Consider the following 18892-nt stretch of genomic DNA (forward strand, 5'->3'; position numbering starts at 1 on the left):
ATATCACTAAACCTATTTAAGGTAGTGATATCGTTTTTTATATGTAATAACAAAATATTAGAACATTAAGCAATAATAGAATCGTTGCAGGTAACGCTTTTATTAAAGGATCTTTGGCTAAAAATATTAATGATAATGCACCTGCTAACATCGTACATCCTAATACAACGCTAGCCCCCATAGCTAAATAAGGATTAAAAATGCCAAATAACATATTTAAAGCGCCTAATAATTCTATTGCTCCAGTAATTTGATTAAACACTTGGGGGTAACCCATGCGTACAAACTCTTCATTCATAGCCCCCGACACAATTTTTGACCCCGTTATGATAAATATTATCCCAAGCAGTACTTGTAAGATAATAATTATTACGCCCATATATACACCTCGTTTTACGCCCTACTTAATTTATACATATATTCATTATAAGCAAAATATTTTATTATTTATAGTATTTATTATTATTTCATCTTTTGTCGTAATACTTCTTGTTCTTGCGGTGATAAAAATGTATGTTTAACAGCATTTTTATTAATGTTTGCAACATCTTCCATTGTTAGTTGTTGTGCTTTAAGTAATAAGTCATATTCTGCTAGCAATGTTGTTTGAGTGACTGTTCTATTGTCTGTATTTATGAGAAAAGGTATATCTTGCGATACTAAATAAGGTAAATTCAACTCCGCAACGTCTTTAATCGCCCGCGTTTGTATATTACTTTTAGGGCAGATTTCTAATAACACTTGTTGTGCTTTTACTTCTGCCAATACTTGTTCGTCATTATTAATGGCAACGCCATGTCCTATACGTTTAGCCCCTAATTTAATCGATTCTACAACGTTATGAATACAACCGCATTCGCCGGCATGAAGCGTTAGATTTAACCCTTTTGCGACACCGTATTGTGCTGCTTCTTCAATTTTTTCTGGTGGGAAAGCTGCCTCGGGTCCCGCAAAATCAATACCAGCAATATCCATGTTATCATTTTGGAGCACATGATTAAATAAATCTTTGTTTACTGCATTACTATGTTGACGCATAGCACATACTAAAATATTAATCTTAATATCGTATTGAGACATTGCTCTTTTAGCACCCGCAACGACTGCTTGAATTGTCTCATCTATACTTAAACCTTGTTCCATATGAAATAAAGGTGCAAATCTAATTTCAATATATTTAACATTATCTTCAACTGCTTGCGCTGCTACGTCAACGACAGAGCGTTGTAAGCTATCTGCAGTTTGTAAGACTTTTTGAATTTCATCAAAACATCGTAAATATTGTTCCAAGTTTTCACAATTTTGATCAACATAAAGATTCTGTTCATTTAAAGAAATGCCTTGTTCCAGAGCTAGTTGCTTAAGTAATGCTATACTTACTGATCCATCTAAATGACAATGTAATTCTATTTTCGGGATAGTATATAATTGTTGTTCCATTCTTGACTCCTTGTTCATTTAATAATTATGTGTGATTTTTATTTTTAACATAACGCTTAATATTATACATCATATAGTTATATATCATATAATACTAAAGTAAATTAAGTTAATTTTTCAAACTAGAATGTTTTCAGATTAACTTATTTAATTTATGTTACATGCGGAACTTAGTTATACATTTTAAAATGGAAGGTGTCCTTAAAATGACAAAAATATTTGTAGTTGGTGCCACTGGTCTTATTGGTACTAAATTAACAAAACGCTTATTAGAAGAAGGATATGATGTTGCTGGTTTAACACGTTCACAACAAGGTAAAGCTAAATTAGAAGACCAAGGCGTTACTGGTTTTATTGGTGACGTATTTAAAGCTGATACAGTTGAAGCTGCGGTTGCTAGTTACAAACCAGATGTTATTATTAATGAAATAACTGACCTAAAGCAAGCGGATATGTCAGCTAACACACGCGTTAGAAAAGAAGGCACAAAAAATATAGTATCGGCAGCATTAAATAACGACGTACAACATATTCAATCACAAAGTATTGCTTTCGTTTATGAAGGTGGGCAAGGTTTAGCAACCGAAGAAACGCCACTTGATTATCAAGCGACTGGCGAAAGAAAAGTAACTGTTGATGGTGTAGAAGCTTTAGAACAAGAAACTGCTCGTATTCCACATCATGTTATTTTACGTTACGGCTTACTTTATGGCCCTCAAACATGGTTTGGTAAAGATGGTATGATTTACAACCAATTTATAGACGGCTCTGTATCAATGTCTAATGGTATTCAATCATTTATTCATATTGACGATGCTGTGGAAACAGCTATACAAGCTTTATCATTTGAACCAGGTATATATAATGTTACAGATGACAATCCAGTAGACGGAGAAACTTGGGCTAAATGGTATGCACAGCTATTAAATGTTAATCCAACATTAAATATTGAACAAGCTGCTGATCATGAGCGTGGTGCAAGCAACAAAAAATTTAGACAACAAGGTGGCAAGTTAATATATTCTGATTGGCAAGAAGGTATGAACCCTATTAAATAAAAAACGCCACATAAAAAGTGTAATTACGAAGTACAAACTACGTAATTACACTTTCTTTATTAGTTATTTAATTTCAGCAATTTTTGATAGAAATAATTAGCTACGACAATATCTACAATGGCTAGACCTACCGATTTAAAAACAGTTATTTCTTCCTCATTCAGTCTACCTTCAAGCTTACCTGCTACAATATTACCTAATTCTCCGTATAAATCATTCGCTTTAAAAACGCCTTCTTCAATAGGATTAATTAGGTCTCCTGTTTCTTCTAACGCTGTATCACTTGATTCAACAACGACTTTGTCTGCTTGTTGTATGGCAACAGACGGTAACTCTTGCATATCTGGTTTAAACGAACCTACAGCATTGATATGTACACCAGCTGTTAAGTCATTATGAAATACTGGCGACGCAGCATTTGTAGCAGTAACGATTACGTCAGCATTTTGCATCGCATCTTCAACGCCTTCAAAAACTTTTGTAGTTATAGCGTATTGTGCTTGCAACTTATTAGCAAAAGTAACAGCTTTATCGTATGTACGATTATAAAGATGTATATGTGTAATTGGCCTAACTGCAAGGACCGCTTCAACTAATCCTTCTGCCTGTTCACCAGTGCCAATAACACATAATGTTTTGGCATTTTGTTGTGCAAGGTATTTTGTAGCTACACCAGAAATTGCACCTGTACGTATTTTCGTTAAATACGCTCCTTCTAAGACAGCTAACGTTTCGCCTGTATTATAATCTGACAAAATAACTGAACCCACGATAGTATTTTTCCCTAGTTGCGGATTATTAGGTGCAAATGTTACTGTTTTGAGTCCCACTATACCTAATTTGTCTGATAATGCCGGCATCACTAAATACTTATTTTCTTCATTGAATGGTAAAACATGACGTAGTGGATTTTCAGTTTGTCCTTCTGAATAAGCTTGCAAAGCTTCTTCAACTGCTTCGACAACTTCTGCCATATCTAGTAATTCAGCTTGCTTCTGTTCACTTATAAATTGCACTATAAAACAAACCTCCTATGTATCAATATAACGTTCTTTTTATTATACATAATTATCAAATCACAGTGACACTATTGTTAAACAATTATGCTAAGTGGTTCTCAAAGTGTGCATCAGTATATTTTTCTACATCTTCAAGTGTTGTCCCTTCTTGAAGTTCGACCAATTTCATAACACCATTATCAAATTGGAATACAGCTAAATCAGTAATCAATGTGTGCACCACTTCACTTCCTGTTAATGGCAACTCACATTCCTTCTTAATCTTAGATTCACCATGTTTATTCATATGATCCATAATCACTACAACTTTTTGAGCACCTACGACTAAATCCATGGCGCCTCCCATACCTTTAACTAACTTTCCAGGAATCATGTAATTGGCTAAATCACCCTTTTGGGATATTTCCATACCTCCTAAAATAGCTAAATCAATATGGCCACCTCTAATCATGGCAAACGATTCAGCATTATCGAAATATGAAGCACCTTTAGCAGCAGTTACCGTTTCTTTACCCGCATTAATTAAATCTGGGTCTATCTCCGCTTCAGTTGGATAAGGACCAATTCCAAGCAAACCATTTTCAGATTGGAAATAAACATTTTCAACGTGGTCATTAATTTCATTAGCTACTAAAGTTGGCATCCCAATACCTAAATTAATAACCATATTACTTTTAATTTCTTGCGCTGCACGTTGTATAATTTTTTTCCTTTGTGACACTTTATCCATGATTAGCCTCCTTAACTGTTCGTTTTTCAATTCGTTTCTCATAATTTTGTCCTTCGTAAATATAATCGACATAAACACCTGATAAATGTACATCATCAGGATCGATTTCACCAATATCTACGATTTCTTCGACTTCAACAACAGTTGTCGTAGCAGCCATCGCACATAACGGATTGAAGTTACGCGCCGTTTTATTAAATACTAAATTTCCAAATGTATCTGCCTTTGCTGCTTTAACAATGCCATAATCCCCTTTAATAGCGCGTTCCATTAAATAATTTTCACCATCAAACTCACGCGTTTCTTTGCCTTCTGCGATTTGAGTGCCTACGCCAGTTTTAGTATAAAATGCTGGAATTCCTGCACCACCCGCTCGCAATTTTTCAGCTAATGTGCCTTGAGGTGTTAATTCTACTTCTAGTTCGCCATTTATTAATTGACGCTCAAAAATTTTATTTTCGCCGACGTATGAGCTTATCATTTTATCAATTTGTTGATGCTCTAGCAGTCTACCAAGTCCAAAATCATCGACACCACAGTTATTACTTACAACTGTTAAACCTTTTGTTCCTTTATGTCGAATAGCTTCAATAGCATACTCAGGTATGCCACATAGTCCAAATCCGCCCGCTAACACGGTCATCCCATCTTTTAAATCATCGAATGCCTCGTTGATGTCTTGAATAACCTTTGACATGCAATCCCTCTTTCTATTTCATAATTTATTCAATTGTTATTATACTTGAAAAAATAAACAAAGTCTTTCAATTATGATTGCGCTTTCATTTCGTCGTTATTATTGTTTGCTGAATCGTTTTCAATTAAAAAAGCTTAACGCATTAATAGAATACGTTAAGCTAACATTATTTATTAAGTTTATGCAATTTCTATCATAAATCTACGTGTAACTGTACCATCTTCATGTTGATATGATTCAATTTCTTCGCCACCATTATTTAAAATAACAGTCGCCGAAGCTTCATTATCATCATCACAAGTAATTAATGCTTCTTGAACACCTATTCTTGATAAGTAATCTAATGATTTTTTAAGAATTTTGGTGCCGTATCCTTGTTGACGATATTTTTTTCGTACGCCATAACCAATATGGCCACCGTGTTTTTTTAATGCATCATTTAAATTGTGACGAATATTGGCTGCACCAATAATTTCTTCGCCAATTAAAAATAGCGTGGTATTATCAACTTTTTGATCATGTGACTTATTATCTTCTAATTTATGCACTAAGTCTTCAAAATTATCATATTTAGCAATGTTCGTAACTGTTGGGACGATCTGTTCGTCATTATCCAACCACTCTTCCATATAGTTACAGTACAACTCTTCATCGCCCATCGTTAATTCTCTAAATTCTGCCATTATATTACGCCTCCCCGTGCAAGTCATTATTATGTGTATTTATATAGTAGACATAGTTGTCGGTCCATTCCCCATCTTCATAAATAAAACCTTCACGTAAACATTCAAATTTAAACCCTACTTTTTCTAATAATTTTATAGATGGTTCATTATCAATGTTGACGTGTGCTTCAATTCTATGAAAATTCATCGTCTCATAAGCTTGAAAGACTAATTCTGCTACAGCTTCATAACAATAGCCATTTCTCCAATACTGATTATGCATAAAATAACCAATTTCAGCCCATTGAAAGTTATCTCTACTCAGCGTTTTTAGATCTAACATTCCTAAGTGATTATTATTACGGTCAAAAATGCCCCAAATATACAAATCATCTTGTTCAGCAGATATCGTTTGTCGTTCTACCAAATCGTGAAACCACGTAACAGTAGCATCGGACATATCTAATTGACCTTTATCATGCTTATATTGTGATGGTAGTCTATCTTTAAAACCTTTTAACCAAACTTCATAGTCATTTTTCGCTAACGGTCTTATGATAAGACGTGGTGTAATAAAATGCAACCGTGACAATTTATCCATATATTATCCCCTTAAATTACATTTATTTTAATATATATTAGCTTGAATATAGCATACAAATAACCTTTATGTCAGTAGTAAATGTAAGTGATTACAATTTTTATCACTTGGGTATATTAAATAATAAAGATGTGGCGATTCACGAAAAGTCATAAATAATTGTTAGCTTATATAGCAATCACTATTGAGCTACAATTTAGGGGGCAATAATGATGAACAAAAATTTATCTAAAATTCTCTTCACTTTCTTTGGCATACTAGCATGGTTAGCAACGATGATTATATTTATCTTGCCGACTTTAACACCTTACCAACACTATATTGAAAGACAGAGTGGTATTTCTGAAGGTTGGATAGTCGTATTACTTGTCTTGATTACCTTATTTTATATCGGTATTCTTATACTCGATATATTTAACACTTTCGCCACACAAGTATTACAATTCGTTTTATTATCACTTGTAGTTATTTGTTCATTACCTTCAATAACTGCATTTATCATCGTGTCATTTATTGTCGACATTAGTATTATAGAAGTATTCATTCCAATAGTATTGGTAATTCTAACTATTTTACTGCATGTGCTTTGGTGTGCAATACCATTTATGCAAACGAAAGCTGAGCGAGAGCACGAAAAAGAAAATAATAACCATTAAAACGTTATAAAGCTTAGGCTGTATATTATCATTACAGCTTAAGCTTTTTTTATTTCTCCGATTATCTTTGTTAAAATCTCTTCCTTATTCATATATTGGGTTAATATTTGTTCTTGATCATTGCCTAAATAATCAGGCTCCACAAACCATGAGGCCATCTTTTCTTCTCCAAAATCAGTATTTTTTTTAGTATTATGACGACGTACAGTTTCTTCAAAAGGTAAATCAAAGTAGTAAATATGAGCAGTTACTTCAGGCAAATCAATTAATGATTGTAGCATATGATTATATTTCTCTTTGTTTAATATGCCTTCTAGAATAACATACTGACAATGTTCCATACCATATCGTGCAATTTGCTCGATAAGTGATATCGCTAAATTACCTGGTCGATCATGTACTTGTAACATTTCTCGTCTTACAACATCTTGTGACAGTAATAATGCATCTTCACCAAGTTCATTATGTAATGCCTTTGCTATTGTAGTTTTACCGCTACCAGAGTTACCTCTTATTATAATCAAGTCCATTTCAACACCTCACAATATATAAAAAATAGTCGAGATATGAAGTAGCGTTTTGAAACCTATGCTAAGTTTCTTGCTGTTACTTATATCTCGACTAAATATTTTAACTATGAATAATTAAATAATATCTAATTCTTTACCAACTTTTTCAAATGCTGCAATTGCATCGTCTAACATTTCTTTTGTATGTGCTGCAGTAGGCATATTTCTTACTCTACCAGTACCTCTTGGAACTGTTGGAAAGACGATTGATTTAACATATACGCCTTCTTCTTTTAGACGGTTACTAAATTCTTGTGTCTTTTTCTCATCACCAATAATAACGGGTGTAATTGGTGATTCTGATTGACCGATGTCAAAACCAAGTTTTTGTAAGTTTTCTTTTAAATAATTGCCATTTTCCCATAATTTATCATGTAATTCTGTAGAAGACATTAATTTTTTCACAGCTTCGGTGATTGCTTTAGTGTCTCCAGGTGCTAATGAAGTTGAAAATAAGAATGGTCTTGATTGTACTTTTAACCAATCAATTAATGATTGTGTACCAGCCACGTAGCCACCGACAACACCGATAGCTTTAGATAATGTACCGATTTGGAAATCAATTTTATCTTGTAAACCAAAGTGTTTAACAGTGCCTGCACCGTTACCCATAACGCCTGAACCATGTGCATCATCTACGTATGTTAATAGACCAAATTCTTCAGCAATTTCTACAATTTCAGGTAACTTTGCAACGTCTCCATCCATACTAAATACGCCGTCAGTAATATACATTACTTTGTTATATTGGCCTGATTCTACAGCTTCTTTAGCTTTCGCACGTAAGTCTTCCATATCTGAGTGATTTACACGAATAATTTTGGCACGTGATAAACGACAACCATCAATAATAGATGCGTGGTTTAATTCATCTGATAAAATCGCATCATTTTTATTCATTACAGCAGAAATAGCCGCCATATTACAATTAAATCCTGATTGATAAGCGATTGCTGCTTCTGTGCCTTTAAATTTAGCTAATGTTTCTTCTAATTCATCATGTAAGTCTAATGTACCGTTAATTGAACGTACAGCACCTGCACCTACACCATGTGTATCTATTGCGCTTTTAGCTGCTTCTTTTAAATCTTCGTCTGTTGCTAGTCCTAAATAGTTATTTGAAGATAAGTTGATATAATTTTTGCCGTTAATTTTAATTTCAGGTCCATTTGCACCTTCAATTGTATCTATTTCATTATAAAGTCCATTATCTTTCAAATAGTTAATATTTTCTGATAAAAAGTCAGTAAGTGATTGTACCACTTTAAATCCCCCTTTGAGTTATCTATCTACTATGACAATAATACCTTATTTTCACTTAATATAAAAGCACTAACACGTTTGTCTTAAAGTTAATTAACGAACATATACCGCCTACTACATATCATGTTATAATGTATTTAAATTGCACTAGGAAGAAGGGCTTAAGTTGTTTGATTGGTATCAACTTGCGAATAAAAAAGAAGATAAAATGATTCAAATTCGACGATATTTACATCAATATCCTGAATTATCTTTTGAAGAAACACACACACATGATTTTATCGTAAATCAATTAAAACAATGGTCATGTGATATTACTGAGCCTGTTGGTCGCAACGGCATAGTAGCGACTTTTAATGGCACTGGCGACGGTCCCACCATCGCATTGCGTGCAGATTTTGATGCACTTCCTGTTGAAGAACTTACGACACATGATTTTAAATCAAAAATTGATGGTGTGATGCATGCTTGTGGTCATGATGGACATACGGCCATATTGTTAGCAGTCGCCGAAATAATAAATGACAATCTTGAACATCTAAACGGTAACGTGGTACTCATTTTCCAATATGGTGAAGAAATGATGCCTGGAGGTTCCCAAGAAATGATTGATGATGGTTGCCTTAAAGGTGTAGATAGAGTATACGGTAATCATTTATGGAGTGGTTATCCGACAGGTACAATCTACTCAAGAGAAGGTGCTATGATGGCATCACCAGATGAATTTAGCATAAAAATACAAGGCCAAGGCGGTCACGGTGCAAAACCACACGAAACGATTGATCCCGTCGTTGTGTTAGCAGAGTTTATTCTGAGCGCACAAAAAATTGTTTCACGTACGATAGATCCAGTAAAACAAGCTGTCGTTAGTTTCGGTATGATTCAAGCCGGTAGTATAGATAATGTCATTCCAGATGCGGCATATTGTAAAGGAACTGTGCGTACGTTTGATACTGCAGTACAACAACATGTCATCGACAAAATGGAAAAATTACTAGCAGGTTTAGCTGTAGCAAATGATATAACATATTCTTTAGATTATGTACGCGGTTATTTACCGTTGCATAATAACCCTAAGTCATATAATACAATTAAAACCGCTGCAAATGACTTAAACTTTCGATTTAATGATTCTGAACTAATGATGATTGGTGAAGATTTTTCACACTATTTAAAAGTACGTCCTGGGGCATTCTTCTTAACAGGTTGTGGTAATCCGCAAAAAAACATTACTGCCTCACATCATAGTCCTTACTTCGATATAGATGAATCATCATTAAAATATGCAGCAAGTACATTCCTTAAAATCTTAGAATTAGAACAAGTCTTCAAAAAATAATAATTCACAGTTACGTAAAAAAGGCGCTCTCTATTACATGAAAATAGAGAGCGTCTTTTTATTAAGAAAACCATTTTTAATAAGTAATAAGTTAATAATTATGTAATAAAAAAAGCCTCCATAAGGAGGCTTTAAACATAGTTTTAGAAACTACAGTTTATTATTTTTCGATTTGAGTAACAACGCCTGATCCTACAGTACGGCCACCTTCACGAATTGAGAAACGAGTACCGTCTTCGATAGCGATTGGTGAAATTAATTCAACGTCCATTTCAACGTTGTCACCAGGCATAACCATTTCAGTACCTTCTGGTAAAGTAACAACACCTGTTACGTCAGTAGTACGGAAATAGAATTGTGGGCGGTAGTTACTGAAGAATGGAGTATGACGTCCACCTTCGTCTTTTGATAATACATAAACTTCTGCTTTGAATTTAGTGTGTGGTGTAATTGAACCAGGAGCAGCTAAAACTTGACCACGTTGGATGTCTTCACGTGCAACACCACGTAATAAAGCACCAATGTTGTCACCAGCTTCAGCGTAATCTAATAATTTACGGAACATTTCTACACCAGTAACTGTTGTTTTGCTTGATTCATCTTGCATACCGATGATTTCAACTTCTTCACCGACTTTGATTTGACCACGTTCAACACGGCCTGTAGCAACAGTACCACGACCAGTGATTGAGAATACGTCCTCAACTGGCATCATGAATGGTTTATCAGAGTCACGTTCTGGAGTTGGGATGAAGTCATCAACTGCTTGCATTAAGTCTAAGATTTTTTGTTCGTATTCTGCGTCGCCTTCAAGCGCTTTTAATGCAGAACCAGCGATTACAGGAATGTCGTCGCCAGGGAAGTCGTATTCGCTTAATAAGTCACGAACTTCCATTTCAACTAATTCTAATAATTCTTCGTCGTCAACCATGTCAACTTTGTTTAAGAATACAACTAATGCTGGAACACCAACGTTACGTGATAATAAGATGTGTTCACGAGTTTGTGGCATTGGACCGTCAGCAGCAGATACTACTAAGATACCGCCGTCCATTTGAGCAGCACCAGTGATCATGTTTTTAACATAGTCAGCGTGTCCTGGGCAGTCAACGTGAGCATAGTGACGTTTGTCAGTTTGATATTCAATGTGAGCAGTATTGATTGTAATACCACGTTCTTTTTCTTCTGGAGCGTTGTCAATCATGTCGTATGATTGTGCAACAGTGTCACCATTTTTTGCTAATACAGTTGCGATAGCAGCTGTTAAAGTAGTTTTACCATGGTCAACGTGACCGATAGTACCAATATTGGCATGTTCTTTTGAGCGATCGAATTTTTCTTTAGCCATTATAAAATCTCTCCTATTCTCTTAAAAAATTAATTTAATTATTTATCTCTCATGACAGTTTCTCACCATCATGAGAAGATGGTTTACATTGTACATAAAGGAACATAGTTCCTTTATAATGCATTTAGTCCAAAAAATCAATTATAACAATTGCTAAGTTAAAATAAACTCTTAGTGTATTTTATCGGCTTTAGCCAATCAATACAAGTTTAATTAGTCAGCTTTGTTACCACTGTTTTTCTTGATGATTTCATCAGAAATTGATTTAGGAACTTCTGCATAGTGGTCAAAGTACATAGTGTAAGTACCGCGACCTTGAGTGTTAGAACGTAATGAAGTTGCATAACCGAACATTTCTGAAAGTGGTACATAAGCGTTAACAACTTGTGCATTACCACGAGGTTCCATACCATCAACACGTCCACGACGAGCTGTTACGTCACCCATGATATCGCCCATGTATTCTTCAGGCATTTCGATTGTAACTTTTGTAATTGGTTCTAAGATAACTGGATCACATTTTTTAGCAGCTTCTTTAAGTGCTAATGATGCAGCAATTTTGAAGGCCATTTCAGATGAATCGACATCATGGTATGAACCATCAAATAATTTAGCTTTAACATCAATTAATGGATAACCAGCTAATACACCGTTTTCCATTGCGTCTTTAAGACCAGCTTCAACTGATGGAATGTATTCACGAGGAACTACACCACCAACGATAGCATTTTCAAATTCAAATCCGCCACCAGTTTCGTTTGGAGTGAATTCGATTTGAACGTCACCGTATTGTCCACGACCACCTGATTGACGCGCGAATTTACCTTGAACTTGTGCAGATTGCTTAAATGTTTCACGGTAAGAAACCATTGGCGCACCTACGTTACATTCAACGTTAAATTCTTTTTTCATACGGTCAACTAAGATGTCTAAGTGAAGCTCACCCATACCACCGATGATAACTTGTCCAGTTTCTTCATCTGTATGTGCATGGAATGTTGGGTCTTCTTCTTGCAATTTAACTAAAGCTGTAGTCATTTTATCTTGGTCAGCTTTAGATTTTGGTTCAACTGATAAGTGGATAACAGGCTCTGGGAATACCATTGATTCCAAGATGATGTCATTTTTCTCACCACATAAAGTATCACCAGTTCCTGTATCTTTAAGACCTACCGCAGCAGCGATATCTCCTGAGTATACAGTGTTTAACTCTTGACGTGAGTTAGCGTGCATTTGTAATAAACGACCTACACGTTCACGTTTGTTTTTAGTAGAGTTTTTAACGTATGAACCAGATGTTAAAGTACCTGAGTAAACACGGAAGAAAGTTAATTTACCAACATAAGGGTCAGTCATAACCTTGAATGCTAATGCAGCGAATTCTGCACTGTCATCTGGTTTTGCAATAACTTCTTCATCTGGGTTTTCAGCACGGTGACCAACAATTGGTTTAACGTCTAAAGGTGATGGTAGGTAGTCAATTACAGCGTTAAGCATTAATTGAACACCTTTGTTTTTGAATGCTGTACCAACAAGTACTGGGTAGAATTCTACGTCAGTTGTTGCTTGACGGATAGCAGCTTTCAATTCATCTATAGAGATTTCTTCGTCTCCAAGATATTTTTCCATCAATTCATCGTTTGTTTCAGCAACTGCTTCAATTAAGTTAGCACGTGCTTCTTCAGCTCTGTCTTGATGGTCTGCAGGAATTTCGATTTCTTCAATTTCAGTTCCTAAGTCGTTGTTATATTTGAAACATTTCATTTCAACAAGATCGATGATAGCTTCGAACTCATCTTCCGCACCAATTGGTAATTGGATTGGTTGAGCATTAGCTTGTAAACGATCGTGAATAGTGCTTACTGAATAATCAAAGTTAGCACCTAATTTATCCATTTTGTTAACAAATACAATACGAGGTACACCGTATGTTGTTGCCTGACGCCAAACTGTTTCAGTTTGAGGTTCAACACCTGATTGAGCGTCAAGTACTGTTACAGCACCGTCAAGTACACGTAATGAACGTTCAACTTCAACAGTGAAGTCTACGTGTCCAGGAGTGTCGATAATGTTTACACGGTGGTCGTTCCATTGTGCAGTTGTTGCTGCTGATGTAATTGTGATACCACGGTCTTGCTCTTGCTCCATCCAGTCCATTTGTGAAGCACCTTCGTGAGTTTCACCAATTTTGTGGATACGGCCAGTATAGTAAAGAATACGTTCAGTCGTAGTTGTCTTACCAGCGTCGATATGAGCCATGATACCGATATTACGAGTTTTTTCTAAAGTAAAATCTCTAGCCATGTATTTTTCTCCTTCCAGTATTACTGTGAATAAATACTATAAATACGGCAATGCCCTAAGTACGAACCTTAGATAGTAAACTATCACATCGAAAAGTACTCAGGGTAAAAACTACCATCTTACCAACGATAGTGAGCAAATGCTTTGTTTGCTTCAGCCATTTTGTGAGTGTCTTCACGTTTCTTAACTGCGCCACCTGAATTGTTAGCTGCATCTAAGATTTCGTTAGCTAAACGCTCTTCCATAGTTTTTTCACCACGAAGACGAGCATAGTTAACTAACCAACGTAAACCTAGAGTAGTACGACGTTCTGGACGTACTTCTACAGGTACTTGATAGTTTGAACCACCAACACGACGAGCTTTAACTTCTAAAACTGGCATAATATTTTCGATAGCTTCTTCGAATACTTCTAATGCATCTCTACCACTACGTTCTTGTACTAGTTCAAATGCAGAATAAAGAATTCCTTGAGCTGTTCCACGTTTACCATCTAACATGATTTTGTTAATCAATTTCGTAACTAATTTTGAGTTATGAATTGGATCTGGTAATACGTCTCTTTTTGGGACTGATCCTTTACGAGGCATAATGTAAGTCCTCCCTTCCTATAATAATGATATTTATAAAGCTAAAAGTTAATTTAAAAATTAGTTTTTAGGTTTTTTAGTACCGTATAATGAACGACCTTGTCTACGTCCATCAACACCTGAAGTATCAAGCGCACCACGTACGATGTGATAACGCACACCAGGTAAGTCTTTTACACGACCACCACGTACAAGTACAACACTGTGTTCTTGTAAGTTATGACCTATACCAGGGATATACGCGTTAATTTCGATGTTGTTTGATAAACGAACACGAGCATATTTACGTAAAGCTGAGTTAGGTTTTTTAGGTGTCATTGTGCCGACACGAGTACAAACACCACGTTTTTGTGGAGAGTTTAAATCAGTAAATTTTTTCTTTTTACTGTTGAAACCTCTATTTAAAGCTGGTGAATCTGATTGTTTGCTTTTACTTTGTCTTGGCTTACGTACCAATTGGTTAATAGTTGGCATGTGAATGTCCTCCTCTCTTGAATTTTAATCCCACACATCCAGGTGGTTCATTTTCAGAGTAAATAAAATTTAGTAAGAAAAATTCTTACTAATCTCATTTCAATAATGCCACGATAGCAGCATTAACATTAATACCTACATACTCTCCAAGTGCTTTTTTGCTACTGAAAAAAGTAATAGGCATTGCTTGTAGATTGATTTGGCTTAACACGCGAGTAAGTAAATAAACTTCTACGTCTTGAGCAATAATCAATGATGTCACTTGATCTTTACTTAGCGCTTTAAGCGTCTGTTTAAGACCAATAACATAGTGTTGTTTGTTAAAGCGTGCAACTTTTTCATTAGACATTAAATATCCTCCAAAGTTCTGCTTGCATCAACCTTAATAATAATAACATCGATATTACACATAGTCAACTTTAAATTAAACTATAAAATCAAAAAACAAGTGACCGAAATAGCTTTCGGCCACTGTTGATTTAACCTTATGATTCAGTAAATTCTATCGATTCTTCTACCTCTTGTTCTGGTGCAGCTTTATCGTATTCAACGTCTCTATAACGTCTCATACCTGTACCAGCTGGGATAAGTTTACCGATGATTACATTTTCTTTAAGGCCTAGTAAGTTATCACGTTTACCTTTAATTGCAGCATCAGTAAGTACACGAGTTGTTTCTTGGAATGAAGCAGCTGATAAGAAGCTTTCAGTTTCAAGAGAAGCTTTCGTAATACCTAATAATACTGGTTTAGCTGTCGCTGGACGTTTACGATCTTTAAACGCTTCACGGTTAGCATCAGTAAAGTTGTGAATATCTACTAATGAACCAGGTAATAGTTTAGTGTCACCTGCTTCAATGATACGTACTTTACGTAACATTTGTCTTACCATAACTTCAACGTGTTTATCATCGATTTCAACACCTTGCATACGGTAAACTTTTTGTACTTCTTTTAATAGGTAACTTTCAGTAGCATTTAAGCCAGCAACTGATAAGTAGTTCTTAGGTTCAATTGAACCTTCAGTTAATACTTCACCACGTTCAACGCTTTGGCCAATTTCTACTTTAAGTCTTGAAGTACCTGAAGCAAGATATGATCTAACTTCGTTACTACCTTTAATCACAATTTCTTGTTGACGATCTTTAGCTAATTTAATATCTTCTACAACACCTTCGATTTCTGTAATAACCGCTTGCCCTTTAGGATTACGCGCTTCAAAAATCTCTTGGATACGAGGAAGACCTTGCGTGATATCGCTTCCTGCTACACCACCAGTATGGAATGTACGCATTGTAAGCTGCGTACCAGGTTCACCGATTGATTGGGCAGCAATTGTACCAACTGCTTCACCAACTTCAACTTTTTCACCTGTAGCAAGGTTTTTACCGTAACATTTTTCACATACACCATGTCTAGTATTACATGTAAATGCTGAACGGATATACATTTGTTCGATACCAACATCAGTAATTTTTTTAGCAATGTCTGGTGTGATTAATTCATCTGGACGAATAATAATTTCGTCTGTTTCTGGATGACGAATTGTTTCTTTAGAATAACGACCTTCAATACGTTCGATAAACGGTTCGATCATTTCAGTACCTTCTCGGATATCTGAAACAAGTAAACCACGGTCCGTTCCGCAATCTTCTTCACGTACGATAACATCTTGTGCAACATCAACAAGACGACGAGTAAGATAACCTGAATCGGCAGTTTTCAGTGCTGTATCGGCAAGACCTTTACGCGCACCGTGAGTAGAGATGAAGTACTCTAATACTGTTAAACCTTCACGGAATGATGATGTGATTGGTAATTCAATGATCTTACCAGAAGGCGCAGCCATAAGTCCACGCATACCAGCTAACTGTGTAAAGTTAGATGCGTTACCACGGGCACCAGAGTCACTCATCATGAAGATTGGGTTAGTTTTTTCTAATGATTGCATTAACTCGCCTTGAATTTGGTCTTTTGCGTCAGTCCAAATTTCAACGACTCTGTTATAACGTTCATCTTCAGTGATTAAACCACGGTTAAATTGTTTAGTTACTTTTTCAACTAATTCATCGTGTTCATCTAAGATATCTTTTTTGTCTGGTAATACAACGATGTCAGATACACCAACAGTGATACCAGCTTTAGAAGAGAATTTGAAACCTAAATCTTTCATTCTATCAAGCATCATAGATGTGTCAGTGATACTGAAGCGATTGAACACTTCTGCAATGACATTACCTAAGAATTTTTTGTTAAATGGTTCGATAAGTTCTTTATCTTCAAAGTATTCCGCTAATCCGCCTTCACCAAGTTCAGTTGCAGATACGAAATATTTATCAGGTGTTTTATCTTCTAAGTTTGCTTGAGTAGGTTCGTTAATATATGCAAATGAATCAGGAATGATTTCATTGAATATTACTTTACCAACAGAAGTAGTTAAAATTTTGTTATTTTGTTCTTCTGTAAATGTTGGGTTGTTAAATGAACGTGCATGTACACCAATACGAGTGTGTAAGTGAACATAACCATTTGCGTATGCTTTTAATACTTCGTTTGTATCATTGTAGATAGTACCTGTATTTACAGCATCTTTACGTTCTAATGTTAAGTAGTAGTTACCTAATACCATATCCTGTGATGGTGTAACAACTGGTTTACCATCTTTAGGGTTTAAGATATTTTGAGCTGCTAACATTAACATACGTGCTTCAGCTTGTGCTTCTTTTGATAAAGGTACGTGAACAGCCATTTGGTCACCGTCAAAGTCAGCGTTATATGCTGTAGTAACAAGTGGGTGTAAACGGATTGCACGACCTTCAACTAGTGTAGGTTCAAATGCTTGAATACCTAGTCTGTGAAGCGTTGGCGCACGGTTAAGTAATACTGGATGTTCAACGATAACGTCTTCTAATACATCCCATACTTCATCGTCCATACGTTCGATTTTGCTTTTCGCATTTTTAATGTTAGTAGCAATCTCACGTTGTACAAGTTCTTTCATGATAAATGGTTTGAATAATTCTAAAGCCATTTCTTTTGGTAAACCACATTGGTACATTTTCAAGCTTGGTCCTACTGCAATAACCGAACGACCTGAATAGTCAACACGTTTACCAAGTAAGTTTTGACGGAAACGACCTTGTTTACCTTTTAACATATGAGAAAGTGATTTTAATGGACGGTTACCTGGACCAGTTACTGGACGGCCACGACGACCATTGTCGATTAATGCGTCTACAGCTTCTTGCAACATACGTTTTTCGTTTTGAACGATGATGCCAGGTGCACCTAAATCTAATAAACGTTTCAAACGATTATTACGGTTAATAACACGACGGTATAAATCGTTTAAATCACTTGTAGCAAAACGTCCACCATCTAATTGAACCATTGGTCTGATTTCAGGTGGGATAATTGGAAGTACATCTAAAATCATCCAAGCTGGATTGTTACCAGAATGTCTGAATGACTCAACTACTTCTAATCGTTTAATTGCACGAGTCAGTCTTTGACCAGTTGCTGATTCTAATTCATCACGCAATTGTTTAAGTTCTTCGTCTAAGTCGATTTCTTCTAATAATTCTTTAATACCTTCAGCACCCATTTTGGCATTAAATTGCCCAGGGAATTTATCATAGTATTCTCTGAATTCAGCTTCAGATAATAAAGTTTTCTTCTCTAATCCAGTTGGACCTGGATCAACAAGTACGTAAGATGCGAAGTAAATTACTTCTTCTAAAGCTCTAGGAGACATATCTAGTAATAGTCCCATACGACTTGGAATACCTTTGAAGTACCAAATGTGAGAAACAGGTGCAGCTAGTTCGATATGACCCATTCTTTCACGACGTACTTTAGATTTAGTTACTTCAACACCACATCTGTCACAAACCATGCCTTTATAACGAACACGTTTGTATTTACCACAACTACATTCCCAGTCTTTAGTAGGTCCGAATATTCTTTCACAGAATAGACCATCTTTTTCTGGTTTTAACGTACGATAGTTAATTGTTTCTGGCTTTTTAACTTCCCCAAATGACCATGAACGGATTTTTTCAGGTGAAGCAAGTCCTATTTTCATATAATGGAAATTATTTACATCAATCAAGGAGCCTACCTCCTTCAATTTAGATTACTG

18 protein-coding genes are annotated in these 18892 nt (G+C 35.5%); 3 read left to right on the top strand and 15 right to left on the bottom strand.

The window, feature by feature from the left end; translation table 11 throughout:
• Nucleotides 1-37: 37 nt before the first annotated feature.
• Complete coding sequence (locus C7J89_RS12860) at nt 38-379, bottom strand: DoxX family protein (RefSeq protein ID WP_061855449.1); 342 nt, start codon at nt 377-379, stop codon at nt 38-40.
• Between the two features lie 83 nt (nt 380-462).
• The gene (gene add, locus C7J89_RS12865; RefSeq protein ID WP_106884417.1) at nt 463-1440 is read right to left on the bottom strand and encodes an adenosine deaminase; all 978 of its coding nucleotides are present in this window, start codon (nt 1438-1440) and stop codon (nt 463-465) included.
• 206 nt (nt 1441-1646) lie between these two features.
• On the opposite strand from add, the gene C7J89_RS12870 reads away from it, so the two are divergent.
• Nucleotides 1647-2498 (top strand): NAD-dependent epimerase/dehydratase family protein, encoded by an 852-nt coding sequence (locus C7J89_RS12870; protein ID WP_061855451.1) that lies wholly within the window; start codon nt 1647-1649, stop codon nt 2496-2498.
• A gap of 59 nt (nt 2499-2557) precedes the next feature.
• On the opposite strand, the gene C7J89_RS12875 is transcribed toward C7J89_RS12870, so the two are convergent.
• The 5 genes from C7J89_RS12875 to C7J89_RS12895 all read right to left on the bottom strand — a co-directional run bounded on the left by C7J89_RS12875 (nt 2558) and on the right by C7J89_RS12895 (nt 6210).
• The gene (locus C7J89_RS12875; protein ID WP_103294568.1) at nt 2558-3514 is read right to left on the bottom strand and encodes an ornithine cyclodeaminase family protein; all 957 of its coding nucleotides are present in this window, start codon (nt 3512-3514) and stop codon (nt 2558-2560) included.
• 85 nt (nt 3515-3599) lie between these two features.
• A complete protein-coding gene (locus C7J89_RS12880) occupies nt 3600-4247 on the bottom strand; it encodes a 3-oxoacid CoA-transferase subunit B (RefSeq protein ID WP_103294569.1) in 648 nt (215 codons plus the stop codon).
• Nucleotides 4240-4944: a CoA transferase subunit A gene (locus C7J89_RS12885; protein WP_103294570.1), complete on the bottom strand. Its 705-nt coding sequence runs from the start codon at nt 4942-4944 to the stop codon at nt 4240-4242. The genes C7J89_RS12880 and C7J89_RS12885 overlap by 8 nt, the downstream gene beginning before the upstream one ends.
• 179 nt (nt 4945-5123) lie before the next feature.
• Nucleotides 5124-5627 carry a GNAT family N-acetyltransferase gene (locus C7J89_RS12890; protein ID WP_103294571.1) on the bottom strand — a complete coding sequence of 168 codons (504 nt, stop codon included), beginning with the start codon at nt 5625-5627 and terminating at the stop codon, nt 5124-5126.
• A gap of 4 nt (nt 5628-5631) precedes the next feature.
• The gene (locus C7J89_RS12895; protein WP_061855455.1) at nt 5632-6210 is read right to left on the bottom strand and encodes a GNAT family N-acetyltransferase; all 579 of its coding nucleotides are present in this window, start codon (nt 6208-6210) and stop codon (nt 5632-5634) included.
• 209 nt (nt 6211-6419) lie between these two features.
• Between C7J89_RS12895 and C7J89_RS12900 the strand changes: the two genes are divergently transcribed.
• Entirely contained in the window at nt 6420-6866 is a 447-nt protein-coding gene (locus C7J89_RS12900; RefSeq protein WP_229347622.1) for a hypothetical protein, read from the top strand.
• Between the two features lie 38 nt (nt 6867-6904).
• Here the strand turns inward: C7J89_RS12900 and C7J89_RS12905 are convergent, their stop codons facing one another.
• Both C7J89_RS12905 and C7J89_RS12910 read right to left on the bottom strand, forming a co-directional pair.
• Nucleotides 6905-7396 carry a kinase gene (locus tag C7J89_RS12905; protein WP_103294573.1) on the bottom strand — a complete coding sequence of 164 codons (492 nt, stop codon included), beginning with the start codon at nt 7394-7396 and terminating at the stop codon, nt 6905-6907.
• A 114-nt stretch (nt 7397-7510) separates the two neighbouring features.
• Nucleotides 7511-8698, bottom strand: coding sequence for a glycine C-acetyltransferase (locus tag C7J89_RS12910; RefSeq protein WP_061855458.1), 1188 nt, complete (start codon nt 8696-8698; stop codon nt 7511-7513).
• A 166-nt stretch (nt 8699-8864) separates the two neighbouring features.
• On the opposite strand from C7J89_RS12910, the gene C7J89_RS12915 reads away from it, so the two are divergent.
• Nucleotides 8865-10037 carry a M20 family metallopeptidase gene (locus tag C7J89_RS12915; RefSeq protein ID WP_103294574.1) on the top strand — a complete coding sequence of 391 codons (1173 nt, stop codon included), beginning with the start codon at nt 8865-8867 and terminating at the stop codon, nt 10035-10037.
• 160 nt (nt 10038-10197) lie between these two features.
• On the opposite strand, the gene tuf is transcribed toward C7J89_RS12915, so the two are convergent.
• The 6 genes from tuf to rpoC form a co-directional block, all read right to left on the bottom strand.
• On the bottom strand, nt 10198-11385 hold the full coding sequence (gene tuf / locus C7J89_RS12920; protein WP_061855460.1) for an elongation factor Tu: 1188 nt from the start codon (nt 11383-11385) through the stop codon (nt 10198-10200).
• A 213-nt stretch (nt 11386-11598) separates the two neighbouring features.
• Nucleotides 11599-13689 carry an elongation factor G gene (gene fusA / locus C7J89_RS12925; protein ID WP_061855461.1) on the bottom strand — a complete coding sequence of 697 codons (2091 nt, stop codon included), beginning with the start codon at nt 13687-13689 and terminating at the stop codon, nt 11599-11601.
• A 119-nt stretch (nt 13690-13808) separates the two neighbouring features.
• On the bottom strand, nt 13809-14279 hold the full coding sequence (gene rpsG / locus C7J89_RS12930; protein WP_048792368.1) for a 30S ribosomal protein S7: 471 nt from the start codon (nt 14277-14279) through the stop codon (nt 13809-13811).
• Between the two features lie 60 nt (nt 14280-14339).
• A complete protein-coding gene (rpsL, locus tag C7J89_RS12935) occupies nt 14340-14753 on the bottom strand; it encodes a 30S ribosomal protein S12 (RefSeq protein WP_048792367.1) in 414 nt (137 codons plus the stop codon).
• Nucleotides 14754-14847: 94 nt separating this feature from the next.
• On the bottom strand, nt 14848-15102 hold the full coding sequence (locus C7J89_RS12940) for a ribosomal L7Ae/L30e/S12e/Gadd45 family protein (RefSeq protein ID WP_061855462.1): 255 nt from the start codon (nt 15100-15102) through the stop codon (nt 14848-14850).
• A 136-nt stretch (nt 15103-15238) separates the two neighbouring features.
• Nucleotides 15239-18835, bottom strand: a complete 3597-nt coding sequence (rpoC, locus tag C7J89_RS12945) for a DNA-directed RNA polymerase subunit beta' (RefSeq protein ID WP_170066466.1) — start codon at nt 18833-18835, stop codon at nt 15239-15241.
• Nucleotides 18836-18892: the final 57 nt, after the last annotated feature.

This window comes from Staphylococcus kloosii (assembly GCF_003019255.1).
In the GTDB taxonomy this organism is placed as follows: Bacteria; Bacillota; Bacilli; order Staphylococcales; family Staphylococcaceae; genus Staphylococcus; species Staphylococcus kloosii.